Source organism: Bacillus sp. FSL K6-0073, from assembly GCF_038006085.1.
GTDB lineage: Bacteria > Bacillota > Bacilli > Bacillales > Bacillaceae_G > Bacillus_A > Bacillus_A cereus.
In genome coordinates, this window is sequence record NZ_JBBOUN010000001.1 from 649098 (window position 1) to 669815 (window position 20718).

Below are 20718 nucleotides of genomic sequence, written 5' to 3' on the forward strand. Positions count from 1 at the left end.
ATACAACCTTTTTATTTTAAGACACCACTATACAAAATATTTACGTCTACTTCAGGTTTGAATTTTACTTTTGCATAATCTTTATTCCAATTTTTTTTCTTCCATAAATCAGGGTGATAAGCGATGAGATGTCTACCAATTCCAAAAGCATCACAATTTGCTTTTTGTAGTTTATTTGTTATTTTTTTCGCTTCTTTCGTAAGTTGCTTTGATAATTCCTTATTTAGTTTTTTTCTGGCTTCCATTTTATAAATATTATCTCTTGGGGCTTCAAGTGCTATTACTTTTAGTTGGAGCTTAATGTGAGCATAAACATTTCCTTTTTTATCCGTTGTTATTTTTAAATCTCGTTTTAACTTTCGATTGCTAATTTCCATTGTTAAATAATCAGATGTCTTCTCAGATTCATCACTAGTAAGTTTTTGGGTTATACGGGCACTTGTTCCCATTTTTCCGGTTAATAATACGAATAAAACAGATTGTTTCAAAGGTAAATGTCCAGTCAATTTATCATTGTTAAATAAAGCTAACCCATTTGTAATTAATTCTTTTCCTTTTATTTTTATAGAAGGGAGTGTAAAGTCTTTACCGGGATCTAACATTTTTGTAGCGGCTGTTTCTAAAGTTTCTTTTGGAAATACACTCATATCTTCTAAACTTTTCACTTTTTTCTGTAGAAAATCTCCAATTAGTAAATTTCCTATTTTCTTTTTTTCGAGTATCTCCGATGTTTCACCATCTACTGCAATAAGTTTTACTAAAGCAGTTGGGTTTGTTGGGTCCCGAAAGCTGACATCTAAATAGGGTAATATACCTTTTTTTAGAATTTTGGTTCCTAGTAATTGAACACCATATTTAAAATAGCGAATATTCCCAGTCACATTTTTTTTTAGGGCATCGCTTGTATCCCTTATGTTATGCCCGGTTGCTGAATGTATTTCATTTTCGAATGAAGATTGCTCTCCACTTGAACTTTTTACGAGTTCAAGCGTTTGCTGAAGCTTATTCTCTTCCGTAACATCATATCCAATGCTATAAGCTAATCTAGCTTCTCTTAATGGTTCTTGATCCCAACAGCCAGAAAGGAGGCAACTAGTACATAATATAAAAAGTAATTTAAATCTTTTTGGAAACATACTGTTCTCCTTTCTTCTTTCTTATTACTGAATAGAGTAGAAATAAAAGAGGGAGAACAACGATGAAAATATAGGTGAACTTATCTGTGAAAGTTGCAATGACTTTTAATTCTTCAGGTGTATCTATAAATAAGGCTACACTAAAAGCAATAATACCAACGATTGGAACAGCCTTTTTATGATTAGCGAGGTTGAATATATGTCCAATTCCTATAGAAGCGGCACAGTAATAACTCGCAATAGAAGCGACAACTGTTATCATCCATATTGGAATGAATAGTAAATCAGTCCGGTCTATAATCCCGATATGTAAGGAGCGTAATAAGTAAGCAACTGGTTCTGGGATAAGTTCAATTTGTTTTGGACTAAATACGATAAAGCAAATCCAAACAGTGAAAGCATAAAAGAGAGTCACAAATCCATTAGCGATAGAAATTGCCTTCAGTTTTTCCACAGAACTCCCATTTACTTTAGGAAATGCGATGAGAAAGATTTCAAAACCATACATAGCTGTAATTGTTTCTTTCGATGCTTGAATAATATTCCACCATCCAGCCTCTGTAATGGGAAAAATATAAGAAAAGTCAGCTCGGGAAAGCCCTAGGGCGATTAAAAGCGCCATAGGTAAAATGAGAATAGAGGTCATGACATAAAATCGTACGATGACTTTAAACGTATTATAAGCTACATAACAACAAGCTATTGTAAATAGCATGAGAATGGCATACCACGGAGTTGCTTGTAATATCCAAACTTTAATGACGTTACAAGCATTCAACATAACCGTCATACCGATAAGGGTAAAATAAAAAATATAAGAAAAGCCCAATAGTTTTCCTAACTTATTACCAAATAGCATACAAACACTTTTATACATATCTGCATCAGGAAATCGTTTTAAGAAAAGCCACATAAGTAAAATAATAAGTTGAATGGCAAGCCCCGCGATGAGCGCAGAAATCCAACCACCACCTTTTGCTATCGGATGAAGCCGGTTAGGTAGAGATAGTATACCGACCCCAATTTGGCATTGAATAACGAAAAAGGTAAATTGAACTAGCGAGATTTTACTTTGCGTGTTTGTCACCGTCCTCATCCTCTCTCGTTACATGTTGGCGTTGCATTTTTTTTGGTTTTGGATCATGTGGTCGTTCCCAAAATGACCAAATTGGTAGTCTTACGAAAGAATCTTTCATATCTTTAATCCGCATCGGGGCAACAGGAGAAAGATATGGTGTATGAAATGAATGAAGCTGACATAAGTGAACGAAAGTTATAATGAGACCGAATGATATGCCTACATATCCAAATATGGCAGCAAGGAGCATTAATGGAAAACGAAGAATTCGAACTGCTGAACTCATATCGTTTGATGGAACGAGAAAAGATGAGATTGCAGTTAAAGCTACTACGATGATCATCGTATAAGAAACGAGCCCAGCTTTTACAATCGCATCACCAATTACTAAACCACCTACAATACCGATTGTTTGTCCAACACGGCTCGGCAAGCGAATACCAGCTTCTCGTAATAACTCGAAAATTAACTCCATTAAGAGAGCTTCAAAAATAGGAGGAAGCGGTACTTTCTCTAACGAAGCTTTAATCGTATACACAAGTTCGAGCGGCAACACATCGGGATGAAATGCGACAGTTGCAATATATAAAGCTGGCAAGAGAAAGGCAATTAAAAAACTTACTAAGCGAATCATTCGGACGAAAGAACCGACAATCCAACGGTTATTATAATCATCTGGTGATTGATAAAAAGCGAATAACGTAACAGGTACGATGAGCGTTGTTGGATCTCCGTCAGATAAAATGGCAACACGTCCTTCCATTAAATTAGCAACAGTTCTATCTGGACGCTCTGTATTTAATTGCTGCGGAAATGGGGAGAAAGACGTATCCTCTATAAATTCTTGTATGTATCCTGGTGACATAAGTGCATCCGTTTTAATCGTTTCTAATCTTCTTTTCACTTCTGTAACTAAATCGTCATTCGCTATATTTTGCATATAAGCAATTGCCACTTTCGTGTGCATTTCTTCACCGATTGTAAAATACTTAACAACTAAATTTGGACTCTTAATGAGTTTACGAATAGAGCTTAAATTAGTTGCTAGATCCTCTACAAAACCAGTATGTGGACCACGCACAATCCCTTCATTATCAGGCTCCGCTATATCTCTCTTTAAAGATAAAGCTGTTTCGAAAATACAAAAACTATCGACGTGTTCATGAAAATATAAGGATTTACCTTGTAATAAAACCTGTACTCCATAATTTAAATTCGTTTCTTTTTTCATATTTAACGTAGAAAAAGCTTTATCTAAAGATAAATCCGACCTCGTTAATAATGGTTCAAGAGCTAATTGATGAATTAAATTTGGATCTGCTAAAGATTCAATATATATGATTATTCCTTTTCCGTTTTGAAAAGGGAGATCTAATTTTTTTATATCATCAGAATGAGAAAGTTTATTTTCAATGTAATTAATGTTCTCCAGAAGTGATGGAAACATATGCATTTGTTTTTTACTCTCTTGTTGTTCTTTTTTGTCTGTCATAATTTCCACCTCTTTTAAAGTACAATTGTTTCTGTTAATTTTTGTCGTTTGTGAGAAATTTATGCTTGAATTATTTTTTTAAAAAGAGAATTCAAAGTTACGTTACATTGTCTTTTGCGCATTATTCAATTTCATAGCAGTACTTCTAACATTTGTGTCGAATTAAGAAGATATATAGGAGGGATATATGTGGAAATAGCTGTAGAACGTGTTTTTACGAAAGAGATTTTAAAAAGAGCAGCGAATTTGTTTCATGTAACAGTGGAAGAAAAGCCACTTGGAGATTTTGAGAATTATATTTTTAAGGCGAAGGGTGATAATGATGAAGATTACGTATTACGTTTAACACATTCTTCTCATCGTTCTAAACAAGAGGTAGAGGCTGAACTAGATTTTTTACGATATGTTGCGGAGAATGGGGCAAAGGTAGCAGGACCTCTTTATTCAACGTCTCGAAATCTCGTAGAAGAAATCGTAGCAGAGGATGGAACGTTCTTTTTCGCTTCTTTATTTACATATGCAAAAGGTGAGCAAGTAAAAGGAGAGGAATCGCCTTATTGGGGAGATGCTTATTTTGAAGCATGGGGAAAAGCGATTGGGCAACTGCATCGCCTTACAATGGATTATCCTAAAACAGACTACCGTGATACGTGGGAAGAAGACGAAAGTGGAATTGTTAATGAATTAGAAGATGGTCAAGTGAAAAAGATTGCAGCGGTACTAATGGATGAAATTAAGGCCCTTCCAGTTGAAAGAGAAACGTTCGGTCTTATGCACGGTGATATCCATCAAGGTAATTTTCATTATGATGGTAAAGAGCTAACAATCTTTGATTTTGATGATGCGGCTTATAATTACTTTATACATGATTTAGCGATGGTTCTATACTACTCTGTTCTATTTACAACGTGGACAGCAGAAGAGAAGACAGATTTTGCTCGTAAACAGTTACAAGTGTTACGAAAAGGATATGAGTATGAGCACAGGCTGGCGGATAGTTGGTATGAATCGTTGCCACTATTTTTACGTTTACGTGATATAGGTTTATATGGAACGCTTCAGAAGAAGTTTAAAGGTAAAGATATGCCTGATAACTTCTTGAAATTATCAGAAGAGCTATACGAAAGAATTATTAAAAGAGAAGCAATTGTGAATATATAATACATTTAGTTCAAAACAAAGTATATAAAACAAATATATACTTTGTTTTTTTATACAAAAATATGTTTACTTTATTAAAATAATATTGTCCTAGATTCAGTATGCACTTATAATTTTATATATATTCTGAATATTCTTTATAAAGGAGGAGGGGGAATGTTGGAAACTTTCGTAAATTGGATAAATAATATTGTTTGGAGTCCAGCACTTGTTTATTTATGTTTAGGAGTAGGTTTATATTTTTCCATTCGAACGAGGTTTTTACAAGTAAGGCACGTAGGAGAAATGGTGAAGCTGACATTTAAAGGAGAAAAATCAGAGGCTGGTGTTTCTTCATTCCAAGCGTTAGCACTTTCATTATCAGGACGAGTTGGGACAGGGAATATCGCTGGGGTAGCAACAGCGGTTGCATTCGGTGGACCAGGAGCTGTATTTTGGATGTGGGCAGTAGCCTTTTTAGGGGCAGGATCAGCTTATGTAGAATCAACACTCGCGCAAATATATAAGACGAAACATCAAGGGCAGTTTCGTGGTGGACCTGCTTATTACATCGAAAAAGGTTTAGGTGTAAAATGGTATGCATTAGTATTCGTTGCAGCGACAATTATTGCAACGGGGCTTTTATTGCCAGGTGTGCAAGCAAATAGTATTGCTGTAAGTTTAGAGACAGCTTTTGGAATTAACACTACATTATCAGGGACTTTATTAGTTGTTGTATTAGCTATTATCATCTTCGGTGGAGTAAAGCGAATCGTTAACGTTGCACAAGTTGTCGTACCGTTTATGGCAGTTGGTTATATTTTAGTAGCTTGCGTTATTGTTGCTATGAATATTGAAAAATTGCCAGAAGCATTTATGTTAATTATAAGAAGTGCTTTTGCATTAGAGGCGGCTTTCGGTGGTATTATCGGTTTAGCAATTTCTTGGGGAGTAAAACGTGGTATTTATTCCAATGAAGCAGGGCAAGGAACTGGGCCACATGCAGCAGCAGCTGCTGAAGTATCACATCCAGCTAAGCAAGGCTTAGTGCAAGCATTTTCCGTTTACATTGATACATTATTTGTTTGTTCAGCAACAGCATTTATGATGATTATTACAGGCATGTATAACGTATTTGATGCGAGCGGAAAAAACTTTATCGTAAATAAATTAAACGGTGCTCAGCCAGGACCGGGGTATACACAGGCGGCAGTAGAATCTGTTTTCCCTGGATTTGGAAACGGTTTCGTTGCAATCTCGTTATTATTCTTCGCGTTTACAACAATTATGGCGTATTACTACATTGCAGAAACGAATATTGCGTACTTAAATCGTGATAAAGACCGTCCTTGGATGTCTATGGTACTAAAGTTTGTATTTTTAGGAGCTGTATTCTATGGATGTATAAAAACAGCAGCAACGGCTTGGGCTTTAGGCGACATTGGGGTAGGAATTATGGCATGGGTAAATATCATTGCGATTTTACTATTACAAAAACCTGCATTAGTCGCATTAAAGGATTATGAAAAACAGAAAAAAGAAGGAAAAGATCCAGTATTCGATCCAGGGCCATTAGGAATTAAAAATGCTGATTTTTGGGAGCATGAATACGGGAAAGATAAGAAAGAAGAAGTATCTTAACAGAATAGAAATGAAGAAGCAAAGGGGAAACTCTTTGCTTTTTTTATGGACAAATTGAAGCTAAAAGTTATTTTTGAGACTATTTTTGAATATAAAAAGAATGTACATGCATTGTTAGGGGAAGGGGGAGTATGTTGATAGAATTTTGTAATGTAAATAAATATTATGGTAACTTTCAAGTTTTGAAAAATATTAATGTGCAAGTGAAAAAAGGTGAAGTGGTGGTAGTTGTCGGGCCTTCAGGATCAGGAAAAAGTACATTGCTTCGATGTATAAATCAATTAGAGGCAATTACAGATGGAGAATTAATTGTACAAAATACAGAGGTACACAATAAAAAAACGGACATGAATGAATTGCGGCGAAATATTGGGATGGTCTTTCAACATTTTTATTTATACCCACATAAAACAGTTCTGCAAAATATTACATTAGCACCGATTAAAGTAAATAAAGTTTCCAAAGAAGAAGCAGAGAAAACAGCAATGCTTTATTTAGAGAAAGTAGGAATCCCAGAGAAGGCTAACGTATATCCACATCAATTATCCGGAGGACAACAACAAAGGGTAGCAATTGCTAGAGGACTTGCGATGCAGCCGGAAATTATGCTATTCGATGAGCCTACGTCTGCTCTTGATCCAGAGATGATTGGAGAGGTACTTGATGTTATGAAGGCGCTGGCTAAAGAAGGGATGACGATGGTCGTTGTCACGCATGAAATGGGATTTGCGCGAGAAGTAGCAGATCGGATTTTATTTATGGATGATGGTCAAATTATTGAAGATACAACACCGGCGCAATTTTTTGCAAACCCTGAACAAGAAAGAGCTCGTTTATTTTTAAGTCGGGTGCTAAATCATTAGAGGAGGAATTTTATGCTTAAAATGAAAAAATTATTTACTTTAATTGTATTTTCATGTTTATTCGTGCTTGTTGTTGCTGGATGCGGAAGTAAGAAAGATGAGTCGAAGGAAACAAATACGAAGCAAGGCGGGGCTGTTGAACAAATTAAGAAACGAGGGAAATTAGTAGTCGGGGTAAAGAATGATACGAATTTATTTGGATTAAAAAATCCTTCAACAGGGCAGGTAGAAGGATTCGATGTTGATGTCGCGAAGGCACTTGCGAAAAAGATTCTCGGAGATGAAAAGAAGCTAGAGCTGAAAGAAGTAACGTCTAAAACACGTATTCCAATGCTGAAAAATGGTGATATTGATGCAATTATTGCAACAATGACAATTACGGAAGAACGCAAAAAAGAAGTGGATTTTTCAGATGTATATTTTAAAGCAGGACAATCGTTACTTGTGAAAAAAGGAAGCAATATTAAGAGTGTCGATGATATAAAACAAGGCGTTAAAGTATTAGCTGTAAAAGGATCAACATCTACAAATAACATTCGTCAAAAGTCACCAGAAGCGACTGTATTAGAGTTTGAAAATTATAGTGAGGCATTTACAGCGTTAAAGGCAGGTAAAGGTGATGTGTTAACGACAGATAATGCGATCCTTTACGGAATGGCAAAACAAGATTCTAATTATGAAGTAGTAGGGAAAATTTTCACAGATGAACCATACGGAATTGCAGTGCAAAAAGGGGCAGATGATTTAACGAAAGAGATTAATACTTTAATTAAAGACATGAAAGCAAGCGGGGAGTATGACAAATTATATGAGAAGTGGATTGGACAAAAACCAGAAAAGTAGATAGTAAAAGTGAGAGGATGAGAGTACTCATCCTCTTCTTGTAAAGAAAGAGGGGAGAATATGTGCCTGATTTTTCTATATTAACGAATAACATTGATATGTATTTAGAAGGATTTAAATATACAGTTATGTCTAGTGTAATTGCATTGATAGGCAGTTTTATTTTAGGAGTAATTTTGGCAGTAATGCGTATTGCACCTATTCGTATTTTAAATTGGATAGGATCAGCTTTTGTGGAGTTTGTAAGAAATATTCCACTCGTATTAATTGCATTTATATTCTATTTTGCTTTACCTGTAATAGGAATTACTTTAAATGGTTTTGTAGCAGGAACAGTTACGCTTACGGTATATACGGCAGCTTTTATTGCAGAAGTAATTCGCGCTGGTATTTTATCAGTTGCGAAAGGGCAAATGGAAGCTGCCCGCTCTTCAGGGCTAACGTATGTGCAGGCGATGTATTATGTTGTCTTACCCCAAGCTGTGAAAATTGTAATTCCCCCTTTAGGAAACCAGTTTCTCAATTTAGTTAAAAACTCTTCAATACTTGGAATCATTGCTGGTTCTGATTTAATGTATCAAGGAGATTTAATTTCAACGAAGACGTTTGTTACGTTTGATGTTTATATATTTGTCGGGATGTTTTATTTAATATTAACAATTCCGCTCAGTATGCTAGTGCGTTATTTAGAAAAACGCTTGGCAAAGGAGGCGGTGTAAATGGATTTCAAGGGAGCAATTACAGGGGATCATATTCTATTTTTATTAAAAGGATTACTGATAACATTAGAGGTAGCGCTCATAGCAATTGTACTTAGTTTTATTATTGGAAGTGTAATCGGTATATTGCGCTACACGAAAATACCTGTCGTCTCACAAGTATTAGGAGTTATAGTTGAAGTGATTCGAAACTTACCACTACTGTTAATTATATTTTTCACGTATTTTGCACTTCCAGAAGCAGGCTTGAAATTAGAAATTATAACAGCTGCAATTGTTGCTTTAACAATATTTGAGGCAGCAATGATATCTGAAATTGTTAGAAGTGGTTTATTGTCTATTGAAAAAGGGCAGGTTGAAGCCGCAAGATCTTCGGGATTAACTTATGTGCAAGCGCTTTGGCATATTATTTTGCCACAAGCATTAAGGAGAATGGTTCCGCCGCTTGTCAGTCAATTTATTTCATTGCTGAAGGATACGTCGCTAGCGGTTGTTATATCACTCCCTGAGCTTATGCATAATGCTCAAATTATTAGCGGGCAAAATGTGAATTACATGATTCCAACATTTATATTAGTAGCTTGTATGTACTTTATCGTAAATTATAGTTTATCAATTTTATCGAGAAGATTAGAACTTCGTTGACTCTTACAATATATGTAAGGGTTTTTTCCTTGTTTCTCCTTATTTTCCTCTAAATAGAATCTAAATCTTGCAATAATTCGATTTTTATATTATTTTATCAGAAAAGTTTTAATTTTATATAGAAAATGTAATCGCTTTCGTGTATATTTTTATTATCAGAAAATTTTAACAAGATATAGGGGTATTGGTAGGGGGAGGATTTAGATGCAGCAACCAACGAATGAGAAATTACATCGCACGATGAAGAGTAGACATTTATTTATGATCGCACTTGGTGGTGTAATCGGAACTGGTTTTTTCTTAGGTTCAGGTTACACTATTAATCAGGCTGGACCAGGGGGAGCCATCCTTTCATATTTAGTAGGCGGATTTATTATGTATTTAACAATGCTTTGTCTTGGAGAGTTAACGGTAGCGATGCCGGTTTCAGGATCTTTCCAAAAGTATGCAACGAAGTTTATTGGACCAGGAACGGGCTTTATGATTGGCTGGTTATACTGGCTTGGCTGGGCAGTAACAGTGGGTCTAGAATTAACGTCAATCGGTTTAATGATGAAAAGATGGTTTCCAAATGTTGATGTTTGGGTATGGTGCCTTGTATTCGGTGTTATTTTATATGCTTCAAACGCAATTTCGGCAAAAAGTTATGCTGAATTAGAATTTTGGTTTTCTAGTATTAAAGTAATTACAATCCTTGCATTTGTTGTTCTTGGTGGTAGTGCATTATTAGGATTTATATCATATGACGGAAAAGAAGCAGCACCTCTTTTCTCTAACTTTGTAAGCGATGGTGGACTTTTCCCGAATGGACTAGCTGCCGTACTACTTACAATGATTACAGTTAACTTCTCATTTCAAGGAACAGAGTTAATCGGAATTGCAGCGGGAGAAAGTGAAAATCCAGAAAAAACAATTCCACGTGCGATCCGTAATACAGTATGGCGCATTATGTTATTCTTCATTTTAACAATGACAATTTTAGTAGGATTAATTTCTTGGAAAGAAGCAGGTGTAATTGAAAGTCCATTCGTAGTCGTATTTGATAAAATTGGTATTCCATACGCAGCTGATATTATGAACTTCGTTATTATTACTGCGTTATTATCTGTAGCGAACTCTGGATTATATGCAGCGACGCGTATACTATGGTCACTTGCAAATGAGGGAATGGCACCAACTTCCTTCCAGAAAGTAAATAAGCGTGGTATTCCAATTACAGCGCTAGTCGTAACGATTGCGGTAGCTGGATTATCTCTATTCACAAGTTTCCTTGCAGAAGATACAGTATACATGTATTTATTATCGATAGCTGGTTTATCGGCTGTTTCAAGTTGGATCATTATTGCTCTATCGCAACTTCGCTTTAGAAGTCAGTATATAAAAGGCGGAGGAAAGTTAGAGGACTTAAAGTATAGAACACCACTATACCCGATTGTTCCAATTTTAGCTTTAATTACAAATAGCATTGTTGTTATTAGTTTAGCGTTTATTCCTGAACAAAGAATGGCGTTATACTGTGGTATTCCATTTATCATTTTCTGCTATATATATTATTATATTAGTAAGAAACGGCAGAAACCGATGAAAGTGGAGATGGAAAAAACAAATGAAACTAACAATCAAACACGATGATATAGAAGCAGATTTATCGTATGGTCAATTAGCGATTGGAAAAGAAAACGGTTATTCACCGTTACAATTACTCGTTTCTTCTATCGCAGGGTGTAGTGCAATTGTTTTTCGAACGATTTTAGAAAAGAAACGTATTCCATACGATACGTTTACAATCGAAACTGAAATTGGTAGAAGTGAAGCGTTATCGAAGCCAGTTGAAAGTGTTCATTTGCACTATAAAATTAAAGCGGAAAACATTACAGAAGAGCAGTTGGACAAAGCATTGCAGCTTGCAGTGAAAAATTGTACGATTGTTCAATCTGTAAAAGATAGTATAAAGGTTACGGAAACAATTGAACTAATAAAATGAAACATAAAAACGTGAGAATACGGCTCTCACGTTTTTATGTTTTTAATAAAGGGGGAAATATGATGGAATGTTTAGGGTGTAAATTAGCAGGCGGAGAGGAAATTATATATAAAATATATGAAGATGATTATGTAACATGTTTTTTAGATCATGCGCCTTTCTACTCAGGACATACTTTAATTGTGCCAAAGCAGCATGTTGTAGAAGTAGACGAATTAGATGACGTTGTAGCAAAATCTATTATGGATGCTTCTAAGCTCATTGCAAAAGCGATTAAGATAGTATATAAACCTGACGGAGTTACAGTTTGTCAAAATGGTGGAGTATTTAACGAGTTAACACATTATCATATGCATGTCGTACCAAGATATAAAGAGCGTTCGTTTGCTGAGTTTTATATGGTACAACCAGGAGAAAAGCAGAATCATAACTTGGAAGAGACAAAGAATTTGTTAAAAGAAGCGATAGAGCATATGCTGCTTACTGAAAAGGCGTAGCGGTCAGGAAAATTCTAATATTAAAAAGCCCAGTTTCTCAGTTACAATAGAGAAATTGGGCTTTTGTTTATTCTATTATTAAATTTTATATATAAAAAGATTTTGCAGTGTCACAAAGTATAGCGCTCATTCGTTATATAGAGTGAGAGGAGGAATTATATGAAAGTTACAAACAACGATTATGAAAAGATGGAAGAGCTATATGAGTTGTATGAACAAAAGATTTATTATGTAGCATATTCTATTTTAAATAATATTCAACAGGCTGAAGATGCGGTTCAAGAGACGTTTATTACTCTTTATAAGAATTTGGAAAAGCTCCATAGCTTGGCTACTCAAGAGCTTAAACGTTACATTTTGAGGATTGCGAAAAACAAGGCGATTGATAGTTACCGGAAAAACAAACGACATGAAACATTTTTAGAAGAATATGAAAGAGAATCTGTAGAAGCAGTAGATGAAAATATTGAAGAGTGGGAAAAACGTAAAATGTCTGAGGTTCAAATTGATGCATTGCTAAAAGAGTTAAACGAATCTAATAGACAGGTGTTTAAGTACAAAGTCTTCTATAACTTAACGTATCAAGAAATTTCAAGTGTCATGGGGATAACCGAGGCAAATGTCCGCAAGCAGTTTGAACGCGCTCGAAAACGAGTCCAAAATATGATAGGAGGTATACAACATGACGAATTCAAAGAACTCCAAAGAAATATATGAACTTGCTGAAAAAATTGCTTTAGATGATTTTGATAAACTTGAACAACAACATGAATTTTCACATACATATACGCGCAAAAAGAAATTGTTTATGGAGGAAATGAAACCGCAAGATGGACAACCGCTGAAAAAGCGTAAAAGACATCGTATGTTAATCGCTGCTGCTTGCTTATTGATCGGCATGCCGACAACCGTTTTTGGAGCAGTAAAGGTCTATAATATGATCGTTCAAAAACAAAATTATGAAGTAAATGTTTCAGTAACAAATAAGGACTCGAAAAAGGCTGATAAGTGGTATAAGCTGAAAATCGATAAATTACCAGAAAATATGGAAGCAATTGATGACTCTGCTATGAAATATTCCTTTAAAGATAACTACGCAATGGGTGGATTTTCATTCGTTCTTTGGAGAGTAGGAGGGAATTCAGATTTTCCAACTCTGTACTCGAAAAGTTATGAAGAAAAAGAGATAAATGGTAAGAAGGCAGTAATTGTCCATAGAGAAAATGGTAATAAAGATTTAATGTTTAATAGAGTAATTTTTCTCTATTTTGAGGAAGAAGGAATTATGTTACAAAGTTACATTGGAAATGATATAAACGAAGAACAAATGATAGATGTGCTAGGGAGCATTTCACTTGAGCCCACGTCAAAAGAAAAGTCATCATATATAAGCGATTATGATAAAAAGTATTTTAGCCAAGAAAGTAAAACAACTAAGGTAATTCCTTTGAAGAAGGATAGCAAACGACTATTTCATATAGGGCAAAAGGTTCCAGTAACGATATCTATGGATAACAGTCAAATTGAATATGTGATAGAAAAAGTTGAAATCTTTGATTCAATCAAAGATTTTAAACAAGAGAACTTTAATGAAATGGGCTTAGGAATACTAAGCAGGAATCAAGCTTTGGATCAAGCTGGACAATTGATACCATATAGAAGGGATAAATATAAAATTGGAAATGGTAAAGATTCAATTGATCAATTAGTAGAATCAAAATTAATTCATCCTAAATTTGTCTACCTGACAACAACAGTGAAAAATATAGGTAAACAGGCGACAGAAGAAATCTATATGACTCCATCTATAAAAGTTCTTGAATATAAAGGAAATGCATGGCAGTATGCTGGGAAAGATGGAATCGCAGAAAAAAATATTATGACAGGCGAAGTTGATTATTTAGAGCCTCATGGAGATGGAAAAAGCTTTTACAATATTGGCAGTATCACACCAGGAGAAACGGTAAAAGTTAATTTAGGTTATTTTGTAGATGAAGATAAATTAGATTCAATCTTTTTGGATGCTTTCAATTACAGAGGGATTGGTGACACTGAAAATATGAATTCGAAAAATCGTTGGTGGTTTGATATTCGTCAATCGTAAACATAATAAGAACAACTAGATTAAAAAGCTGCTTATATTTAGCAGCTTTTTTCGTCTCCATACATATGTAAAACTTCTTTCGCACGCATACGTAAACCATCTATCAATTCTATCGGTTCTAAAACTTTTGCATCTTTTCCGAGTCTATAAAATAAAGGGGTAATAAAATTGATTTCTCCTTTATCAATTGTTGAATGTATATATCCTGTCCCGTTTTCGTTTGTTACAACGAATTCTTCAAGGTAAGGCACGCTTTTACATTGGCGTACGCCTTCTGTTGACAGTAAAACATGTAACTGAGTAGGATTATGTACTACGTGAGAGTTAGAGGCAAACCACTCTTTTAAATTCATGAATGTATCTTCATTTTCTTCCGTTGATAATATAGAAAGAATACGATCGACGCGATACAGTAATGTTTTTTCTACATTAAAATCATAAGCAGGTAAATACCATAAACCATCATGCGCATATACACCGATAGGATGAACGTGTTTTGTTTTGATCTTTGATTTAGATTCGTATTGAAAGTGTAAATTTTTATTTTCAATAGCCGCTGTTAACACTTCGTTTAAAAGTGGTGTCTCAATTGTTCTTTTCGGATTCCAAAAGGCGATATAAGAACGTATTTTGTCAACTTTAGCTTTCGCATCATGTTGTAGGGAGCTATATAGTTTATGTGTAACGGAATTTATTTCTGTGTTAAAAGGCAAGTCTCTGTAGTAGCTTAAAGATTGAAAGGCAAAAAAGATGGAGACTGCTTCTTCTTCCGTAAATAAAATAGGTGGAATTACTCTATTCGTTAATACTTTATATCCTCCGTTGCGACCTTGTTCAGCGTAAATGGGTAATCCCATATCACTTAAATCTAAAATGTATCTATGGACAGTACGAACAGAAATATTAAATTCATCAGCTATTTCTTGCGCTGTAAATGCTTTTTTCGCAGAAGCAAATATAAGAATATCTAATAAGCGTTTAGCTTTTGACAAATGTATCACCTTTTTTCTTTTTAAACATGACATAAATTGTCGTGTTTTATTGTTAGTATATTGTTTACAGCATAATGTTATCAAGATGAGATGTAAGGAGGAAAAAATATGTCACGTGAAATAGTTTTATTTATTGCGGCGAGCTTAGATGGATATATTGCGAAAGAAGATGATGATTTACAGTGGTTAATGGAAACCGAAGGGGAGGGAGATAACGGTTATACAGAAATGTACGAAACGATTGATACAATAATTATGGGAAAAAGAACGTACGATTATGTAGTAGAGCATATAGAACCATTCCCGTATTTAGATAAAAAATGTTATGTTTTTTCTAACTCAGAAAAAGGTTCAAACGAACACGTGGAGTTTGTAAATGAAGATGTAGTGGAGTTTACAAAAAGGTTGAAAGAGCAAGAAGGATCTAAAATATGGATGGTCGGTGGAGGGAGTCTCTTAAGAGAGTTCTTTAAGAATAATCTAATTGATGAATATGTTGTTACGATTACACCTCACATATTAGGTTCTGGAGTTCCGTTATTTCAAGACAAGAACCCGGAAATTAATTTAACTTTAACGGATACGAAACGTTTTGGGCAATTTGTAAATTTATATTATAAAGTAAAGTGATAAAAAAACACGACTATTGATGATAGTCGTGTTTCTTTATGGATGGTAATGAAACTATAAAGCAAGACCCGTAATCGACTTCGCTCGTTACAGTAATATTTCCGCCGTGTAGTTCTACAATTTCTTTTACGATAGATAGTCCTAAACCAGTTCCGCCTGTAGATCGTGATCTCGCTTTATCAACTCGATAAAAGCGGTCGAAAATGTGAGGGAGATCTTCAGGAGGAATACCTTCGCCTTCATCTTCAATTGTAATGGAAATACTTTTATGTTCTTCTGTAACAGAAATGTTTATATGAGAATGTTCTTTTGAATGTCTATAAGCGTTATTTAAAATGTTCACCACAACTTGTTCAAATCGTTGTTCATCTAAGTTTACTAGCAGTGTAGGAGGACAAGAGAAAGAAACTTTAATGTATCTTTCTTTATATATGGCATTTACTTTTTCGGCTATGCGAGTTAGGAAGGTGTGTAAATGTACTTCCTTTACTTGAATAGAAAAGTTATGTTGTTCCATTTGTGCAAGTGAAAATAAATCTTGAACTAAGTTTGTAATGTAATCAGACTCATCTTTTATAATTGATAAATATCGCAAACGTTGTTCAGAAGGGGTGCTTTCTTTTGAAGCAATGTCAGCATAACCTCTTACGTATGTTAACGGTGTTCGTAATTCGTGAGCAACACTTGCTAGAAATTCACTTCGCTCTGTTTTCATATAATGTAAATCATTTGCGAGCGTTTGAATAGATGATGCTAGTTCACCAATTTCATCATTTCGAGTAGTCGTTAATGAAACGGACAAATCACCTTTACTCATTTTTTCAGTTGCATGTTTCATGTGTAACAATGGTTTTGTTAATAAACGTGATAATAGGAAAATTGTGATGACTGTGAGTAGAAACGTGATGGCGCCAGCAATAATGAATTGTTTCGTTAATCCATTTACCAACTTTTCAATGGATTCTGTTCCAAGAAACATATACACATATCCTTCATGTTTTCCAGCTACTATGATAGGACTAACTGTACATATATAATTAGATGTTTTCCAATGGTTTTCTATAATCGCTCCATTATGGTCTGTTCGAGTTTGCATTTTACTAATATGATCGTTTATAGTCTTGTTTATTTCGTTAGATTTAGCTAATATTTCTTTATTTGCATTTGTAATAACGACAGTTGTTTCAGCTTCAGATTCCATTAATGCTACGTGAGAGATGGTTTGCTTATCGTAATATTTTTCAAGTACATCTCGATGACTATTTCCTCGCTTTAATAAAGCTGTCATTTCTTCATTTACTCTAGTGTTTACGAGACTATAATAGAGCAAAATAAAGAGAACACTTTCAATTAAAAGTGTAACAATTAAAAAATAAAATCCGAATTGAATTGAAATCCGTTTCATCGTTTTTCCCCTTACTGTTCAGTATCAATCCATCGATAACCTACTCCATACACGGTTTTTAAATGATGATCAATAGGGAAATTTGCTTTTCGCAATTTATCACGTAAATTACGAATATGCGAATCGACTGTGCGATCTTCTGTATTTGTGTTTAATCCCCAAATTCGTTCGATGAGCTGATCACGGTTTAATACGTAGTTCACATGGCGTAAAAATAATCCGAGTAAAGAAAATTCAATTGGTGTGAGAAGGAGTTCTTCACTATGGACAGAAACGAAGTGTTTTGTTTCATCCCATACAATACCGTGATATTGGATTTGTTTATGTTCATTTGTACGTCTTAAAACGGCTTCAATTCTTGCGAAAAGTTCTTCTTCATGGAAAGGTTTCGTTACGTAATCATCGGCTCCAAGTTTTAATCCTTGAACGACATCTACTGTTTGATCACGAGCTGTAACCATAATAATAGGAATGTTACTAAAAGATCGGATTTTTTTGCACGTTTCCCATCCGTCCATCTTTGGCATCATAATATCGAGTAAAACAAATTTAAAGTTTCGATTTTCTATATGTAAAATAGCTTCTTCTCCTGAAGTCGCACATACGCAGTTATATCCAATTGGGGTAAGATAAAGCGTTAATAATTCAAGCATTCTCGGTTCATCGTCTACGAGCAGTATATCAATCATAGAGAGCCCTCCATATTTATAATTGTTACTTAAAGTGTAATGCAAAATCATGAAGAAATGGTGCAGATTATGATGCGTCTGCATAATTTCTTCAGAATTGCTTGTTATTGTGGAGTTGAAATTACATTTTAGGTAATCATATTGGCTCAAAAATGATTAATACGGAGGCGGTATAGTGAAAAAAATGACCCGAATTTTTGGGATAACAATAATTACAGCAGTTGGTCTTGCTGCATGCGGACAAACGAATACAGACCATAAAAACCATGAATCTACAAAAGAGAAGAAAACAGAGCAAAAGGAAATGAAAATGAATCAGGAGGTAACGGCGCCAAAAGAAATGAACGAAGGTGCATTGAATGATTTATTAACGACAAGTCTAAAAAATGTGACGAGGTTAAATACAAATGACCCCCTAAAAATGGCAGTATTAACTTCGCAAACGATATGGCCAGCAACTCATAAGGAGAACCAGCCAGGTGCTGTTATTTTAGTACCAGCAAGCGAGTGGCAATTAGGTATTGCGAGTGCAGACCTTATTCATCATCCGAATAACGGGCCGATTTTATTTATAGAAAAAGAAAAGATACCGGAAATGACGTTAAAAGAAATAAAACGATTAAATCCAATCGGAACGAAAGATGGGACACAAATTATGGTGATGGGGGATGTAGGTACTAGCGCGCTTGAACAATTAAAAGGTTATAAAGTAAAACAAATAAAAGAAATGGACCCAGCTATATTTGCGAAGGATGTTGATAAGGAGTATGCCGACATAACAGGAAGCTACCCAAATAGTGTTATTATTGGTTCGTCTGCAGAAGAAGGACGTTTATATACAACACCCGCTGTAAATTGGATTTCTCATATGCCGGAACCACTACTCTATACAGAAAAGAATAAAGTGCCAGAAGCGACAATAGAGGCATTAAAAATGAGAAAAGATAAAGCAAATATATATGTATTAGGGCCAGAAAAAATTGTTTCAAAAGAAGTGGAAAAAGAGCTGAGCAAATACGGGAAAGTAACGCGTATTAGTGGAGAGACCCCTACAGAAAACTCGATTGCGTTCGCTAAATTTAAAGATGAAAAAACAAAATTTGGCTGGGGATTCACAAAACCTGGTCACAGTTTATCATTTGTTTCAAGTAAAACACCAGATTTAGCAGTTGCTGGGGCACCTTTTTCACATATGGGTAAACACGCACCTGTTGTATTATTAGAAGAAGGTAAAGCTTCACAACCAGTGTATGACTTCCTTGCAAGCATTCAGCCGAAGTTTAAAGATGATCCAACACTTGGACCATATAATCATGGCTTCTTATTAGGAAGTACGAGTGATATTTCATTTGAAACACAAGGAATACTAGATGAGAGGTTAGAAATTGTTCAGGAAAGTGGTCAAGGACACGGTGGACATTAATGAAATGAGAAAAGACGCTACTGATATAGCGTCTTTTTTTATTTTTCTCGACAAAATATGACAAAAAAGTTGTAACTGTTTCTGTTATGATAGTTTCGGAAATCTTACATTTTACATAATCGGAGGAAAAAGAATGTATAAAAAATTGGGTACTATTGCTTTAACAGGTGCACTTGCTTTTAGTTTAGCTGCTTGTGGTGAAACTGAAGTTAAAGAAGTGAGTAAAAACGATGCTCCTAAACAGGCTGAAAAGAAAGATAAAAAGGAAAAAGCTGAAAGCAAGATTTATAAAATTGGAGATACGGTAGAAGTTAATGGTCTACAGCTTACTTTCAGTTCAGCTAAATTCGTTGAGCCTAACGAATACATAAAAGCTGAAAAAGGGAAAGTACTAGAAATCGCTTTTAACGCTAAAAATAATGGCAAAAAAGATATATATTTTGGAACTTCTGAGTTGAAAATTGCTGATACTAACGGCAACCAATTCAAAGAGTACTTTGGTGGGGAAAATACGTTTATAAACGAAAATATTGCGCCAGGTAACCAAATTACAAACAAAATGTTATTTGATGTACCAGAAGGCGATAAGTTTGTTGGTACATTTAAACCTACATTTACATTTGACGAGAAATCAGTGAAATTTGAATTTGAAGTTGCTAAATAAGGAGAGATTGAAATGAAAAGAACAGCTGAATTTGTATTAGGTCTTATTGGAGGTATTTTTGGTATTATTTGTGCATTTATTGCTTTGTTGATCGGCGGTATGGGAGCTGCTTTTGAAGCTGATGGAGCAAATACTGTTATTGGTTTAGGTTGGGGAGCTGTGGCTCTATCAATCTTAGGGATTGTTGGATCTGTTATGGTAAGAAGTAAAGCGAAGGTTGGCGGTATTATGATGACTGTGGCTGCTATCGGTGGATTTATTTGTATTTCTATAATTTACTTATTACCAGGCGTATTATTATTAATCGGTGGGTTAATGGGTATATTCCGGAAGGATAAAGCAACTGTATCTGCATAAAATGAGCACTCGAAAGAGTGCTCTTACTATTTTCATTAAATTAGCATAAACTCCTCTAATCCAAAACTATCCAAACTAAACCTCATATATGAAGTGGAAATATCTATAGAACTTTAAATGAATTCCCTTGGTAGCTAATATCTTGATCCTTGGATTATTCAATTAAATGAACTAAATTACATGTGCATTTTTCATCCATCCATCCATCCAAACAAAGTTCTCTTCATTTGACATACTGTAGAATCCTAAATCATTGTACGTTAAATCAACAATAGGTGATAGTATATTTAAAGTTTCCTAAAAAAGAAGCTACGAAGGTAACATCTTTTTAGGAAACTTTTACATAGTAAAAAATCTTCTACTCGTTATATAATAGCTTTCGTGCAGTCGGCTGATTTTCTTATGGAGAAAATCAA

At 34.7% G+C, this 20718-nt stretch carries 21 protein-coding genes; 15 read left to right on the top strand and 6 right to left on the bottom strand.

Going from position 1 to position 20718, the window contains the following annotated elements:
- Positions 1 to 11 precede the first annotated feature (11 nt).
- The 3 genes from gerKC to gerKA are packed head-to-tail and all read right to left on the bottom strand — an operon-like array spanning position 12 to position 3706.
- Positions 12 to 1136 carry a spore germination protein GerKC gene (gene gerKC / locus MHB52_RS03285; protein WP_000484123.1) on the bottom strand — a complete coding sequence of 375 codons (1125 nt, stop codon included), beginning with the start codon at positions 1134 to 1136 and terminating at the stop codon, positions 12 to 14.
- Complete coding sequence (locus tag MHB52_RS03290) at positions 1117 to 2223, bottom strand: GerAB/ArcD/ProY family transporter (RefSeq protein WP_016117152.1); 1107 nt, start codon at positions 2221 to 2223, stop codon at positions 1117 to 1119. The genes gerKC and MHB52_RS03290 overlap by 20 nt, the downstream gene beginning before the upstream one ends.
- Positions 2204 to 3706: a spore germination protein GerKA gene (gene gerKA / locus MHB52_RS03295; RefSeq protein WP_044797136.1), complete on the bottom strand. Its 1503-nt coding sequence runs from the start codon at positions 3704 to 3706 to the stop codon at positions 2204 to 2206. The genes MHB52_RS03290 and gerKA overlap by 20 nt, the downstream gene beginning before the upstream one ends.
- Before the next feature lie 189 nt (positions 3707 to 3895).
- Between gerKA and MHB52_RS03300 the strand changes: the two genes are divergently transcribed.
- From MHB52_RS03300 to MHB52_RS03350, 11 genes are all read left to right on the top strand, one after another.
- The gene (locus MHB52_RS03300) at positions 3896 to 4867 is read left to right on the top strand and encodes a phosphotransferase enzyme family protein (protein ID WP_061664097.1); all 972 of its coding nucleotides are present in this window, start codon (positions 3896 to 3898) and stop codon (positions 4865 to 4867) included.
- Positions 4868 to 5026: 159 nt separating this feature from the next.
- Positions 5027 to 6487, top strand: coding sequence for an alanine/glycine:cation symporter family protein (locus MHB52_RS03305; RefSeq protein ID WP_033693781.1), 1461 nt, complete (start codon positions 5027 to 5029; stop codon positions 6485 to 6487).
- 131 nt (positions 6488 to 6618) lie between these two features.
- A complete protein-coding gene (locus MHB52_RS03310) occupies positions 6619 to 7350 on the top strand; it encodes an amino acid ABC transporter ATP-binding protein (RefSeq protein WP_033693778.1) in 732 nt (243 codons plus the stop codon).
- A 12-nt stretch (positions 7351 to 7362) separates the two neighbouring features.
- Positions 7363 to 8193, top strand: a complete 831-nt coding sequence (gene glnH / locus MHB52_RS03315; protein ID WP_016117156.1) for a glutamine ABC transporter substrate-binding protein GlnH — start codon at positions 7363 to 7365, stop codon at positions 8191 to 8193.
- A gap of 62 nt (positions 8194 to 8255) precedes the next feature.
- Positions 8256 to 8912, top strand: coding sequence for an amino acid ABC transporter permease (locus MHB52_RS03320; RefSeq protein WP_001112669.1), 657 nt, complete (start codon positions 8256 to 8258; stop codon positions 8910 to 8912).
- Positions 8913 to 9557, top strand: coding sequence for an amino acid ABC transporter permease (locus MHB52_RS03325; RefSeq protein ID WP_000345958.1), 645 nt, complete (start codon positions 8913 to 8915; stop codon positions 9555 to 9557). It abuts the gene before it with no gap.
- 204 nt (positions 9558 to 9761) lie between these two features.
- The gene (locus tag MHB52_RS03330) at positions 9762 to 11189 is read left to right on the top strand and encodes an amino acid permease (protein WP_001187097.1); all 1428 of its coding nucleotides are present in this window, start codon (positions 9762 to 9764) and stop codon (positions 11187 to 11189) included.
- Positions 11164 to 11541: an OsmC family protein gene (locus MHB52_RS03335; protein ID WP_016117157.1), complete on the top strand. Its 378-nt coding sequence runs from the start codon at positions 11164 to 11166 to the stop codon at positions 11539 to 11541. The genes MHB52_RS03330 and MHB52_RS03335 overlap by 26 nt, the downstream gene beginning before the upstream one ends.
- Entirely contained in the window at positions 11538 to 12038 is a 501-nt protein-coding gene (locus MHB52_RS03340) for an HIT family protein (RefSeq protein WP_137026707.1), read from the top strand. Before MHB52_RS03335 ends, MHB52_RS03340 begins: the two co-directional genes overlap by 4 nt.
- 159 nt (positions 12039 to 12197) lie before the next feature.
- Positions 12198 to 12755 carry an RNA polymerase sigma factor gene (locus tag MHB52_RS03345; RefSeq protein WP_016117159.1) on the top strand — a complete coding sequence of 186 codons (558 nt, stop codon included), beginning with the start codon at positions 12198 to 12200 and terminating at the stop codon, positions 12753 to 12755.
- Positions 12721 to 14142, top strand: a complete 1422-nt coding sequence (locus MHB52_RS03350; protein WP_061664098.1) for an anti-sigma factor — start codon at positions 12721 to 12723, stop codon at positions 14140 to 14142. Before MHB52_RS03345 ends, MHB52_RS03350 begins: the two co-directional genes overlap by 35 nt.
- Positions 14143 to 14180: 38 nt before the next feature.
- Here the strand turns inward: MHB52_RS03350 and MHB52_RS03355 are convergent, their stop codons facing one another.
- A complete protein-coding gene (locus MHB52_RS03355) occupies positions 14181 to 15167 on the bottom strand; it encodes a helix-turn-helix transcriptional regulator (protein WP_137026709.1) in 987 nt (328 codons plus the stop codon).
- A gap of 75 nt (positions 15168 to 15242) precedes the next feature.
- Between MHB52_RS03355 and MHB52_RS03360 the strand changes: the two genes are divergently transcribed.
- Positions 15243 to 15764: a dihydrofolate reductase family protein gene (locus MHB52_RS03360; protein WP_000085766.1), complete on the top strand. Its 522-nt coding sequence runs from the start codon at positions 15243 to 15245 to the stop codon at positions 15762 to 15764.
- A gap of 13 nt (positions 15765 to 15777) precedes the next feature.
- On the opposite strand, the gene MHB52_RS03365 is transcribed toward MHB52_RS03360, so the two are convergent.
- On the bottom strand, positions 15778 to 17169 hold the full coding sequence (locus MHB52_RS03365; protein WP_061664100.1) for a sensor histidine kinase: 1392 nt from the start codon (positions 17167 to 17169) through the stop codon (positions 15778 to 15780).
- Between the two features lie 11 nt (positions 17170 to 17180).
- The gene (locus tag MHB52_RS03370) at positions 17181 to 17858 is read right to left on the bottom strand and encodes a response regulator transcription factor (RefSeq protein WP_000565483.1); all 678 of its coding nucleotides are present in this window, start codon (positions 17856 to 17858) and stop codon (positions 17181 to 17183) included.
- A 175-nt stretch (positions 17859 to 18033) separates the two neighbouring features.
- Between MHB52_RS03370 and MHB52_RS03375 the strand changes: the two genes are divergently transcribed.
- The 3 genes from MHB52_RS03375 (at position 18034) to MHB52_RS03385 (ending at position 20302) form a co-directional block, all read left to right on the top strand.
- Positions 18034 to 19281 (top strand): cell wall-binding repeat-containing protein, encoded by a 1248-nt coding sequence (locus tag MHB52_RS03375; protein WP_061664101.1) that lies wholly within the window; start codon positions 18034 to 18036, stop codon positions 19279 to 19281.
- 133 nt (positions 19282 to 19414) lie between these two features.
- Positions 19415 to 19945, top strand: a complete 531-nt coding sequence (locus MHB52_RS03380) for a DUF4352 domain-containing protein (protein ID WP_000277055.1) — start codon at positions 19415 to 19417, stop codon at positions 19943 to 19945.
- 12 nt (positions 19946 to 19957) lie between these two features.
- The gene (locus tag MHB52_RS03385; RefSeq protein ID WP_000831280.1) at positions 19958 to 20302 is read left to right on the top strand and encodes a DUF4064 domain-containing protein; all 345 of its coding nucleotides are present in this window, start codon (positions 19958 to 19960) and stop codon (positions 20300 to 20302) included.
- Positions 20303 to 20718: the final 416 nt, after the last annotated feature.

Coding starts and splice junctions, on each gene's coding strand:
- gerKC (WP_000484123.1), bottom strand. CDS start 1,136: ATGTTTCCAAAAAGATTTAAATTACTTTTTATATTATGTACTAGTTGC.
- gerKA (WP_044797136.1), bottom strand. CDS start 3,706: ATGACAGACAAAAAAGAACAACAAGAGAGTAAAAAACAAATGCATATG.
- MHB52_RS03310 (WP_033693778.1), top strand. CDS start 6,619: ATGTTGATAGAATTTTGTAATGTAAATAAATATTATGGTAACTTTCAA.
- glnH (WP_016117156.1), top strand. CDS start 7,363: ATGCTTAAAATGAAAAAATTATTTACTTTAATTGTATTTTCATGTTTA.
- MHB52_RS03325 (WP_000345958.1), top strand. CDS start 8,913: ATGGATTTCAAGGGAGCAATTACAGGGGATCATATTCTATTTTTATTA.
- MHB52_RS03330 (WP_001187097.1), top strand. CDS start 9,762: ATGCAGCAACCAACGAATGAGAAATTACATCGCACGATGAAGAGTAGA.
- MHB52_RS03335 (WP_016117157.1), top strand. CDS start 11,164: ATGAAACTAACAATCAAACACGATGATATAGAAGCAGATTTATCGTAT.
- MHB52_RS03340 (WP_137026707.1), top strand. CDS start 11,538: ATGAAACATAAAAACGTGAGAATACGGCTCTCACGTTTTTATGTTTTT.
- MHB52_RS03345 (WP_016117159.1), top strand. CDS start 12,198: ATGAAAGTTACAAACAACGATTATGAAAAGATGGAAGAGCTATATGAG.
- MHB52_RS03350 (WP_061664098.1), top strand. CDS start 12,721: ATGACGAATTCAAAGAACTCCAAAGAAATATATGAACTTGCTGAAAAA.
- MHB52_RS03355 (WP_137026709.1), bottom strand. CDS start 15,167: ATGTCATGTTTAAAAAGAAAAAAGGTGATACATTTGTCAAAAGCTAAA.
- MHB52_RS03360 (WP_000085766.1), top strand. CDS start 15,243: ATGTCACGTGAAATAGTTTTATTTATTGCGGCGAGCTTAGATGGATAT.
- MHB52_RS03365 (WP_061664100.1), bottom strand. CDS start 17,169: ATGAAACGGATTTCAATTCAATTCGGATTTTATTTTTTAATTGTTACA.
- MHB52_RS03370 (WP_000565483.1), bottom strand. CDS start 17,858: ATGATTGATATACTGCTCGTAGACGATGAACCGAGAATGCTTGAATTA.
- MHB52_RS03380 (WP_000277055.1), top strand. CDS start 19,415: ATGTATAAAAAATTGGGTACTATTGCTTTAACAGGTGCACTTGCTTTT.
- MHB52_RS03385 (WP_000831280.1), top strand. CDS start 19,958: ATGAAAAGAACAGCTGAATTTGTATTAGGTCTTATTGGAGGTATTTTT.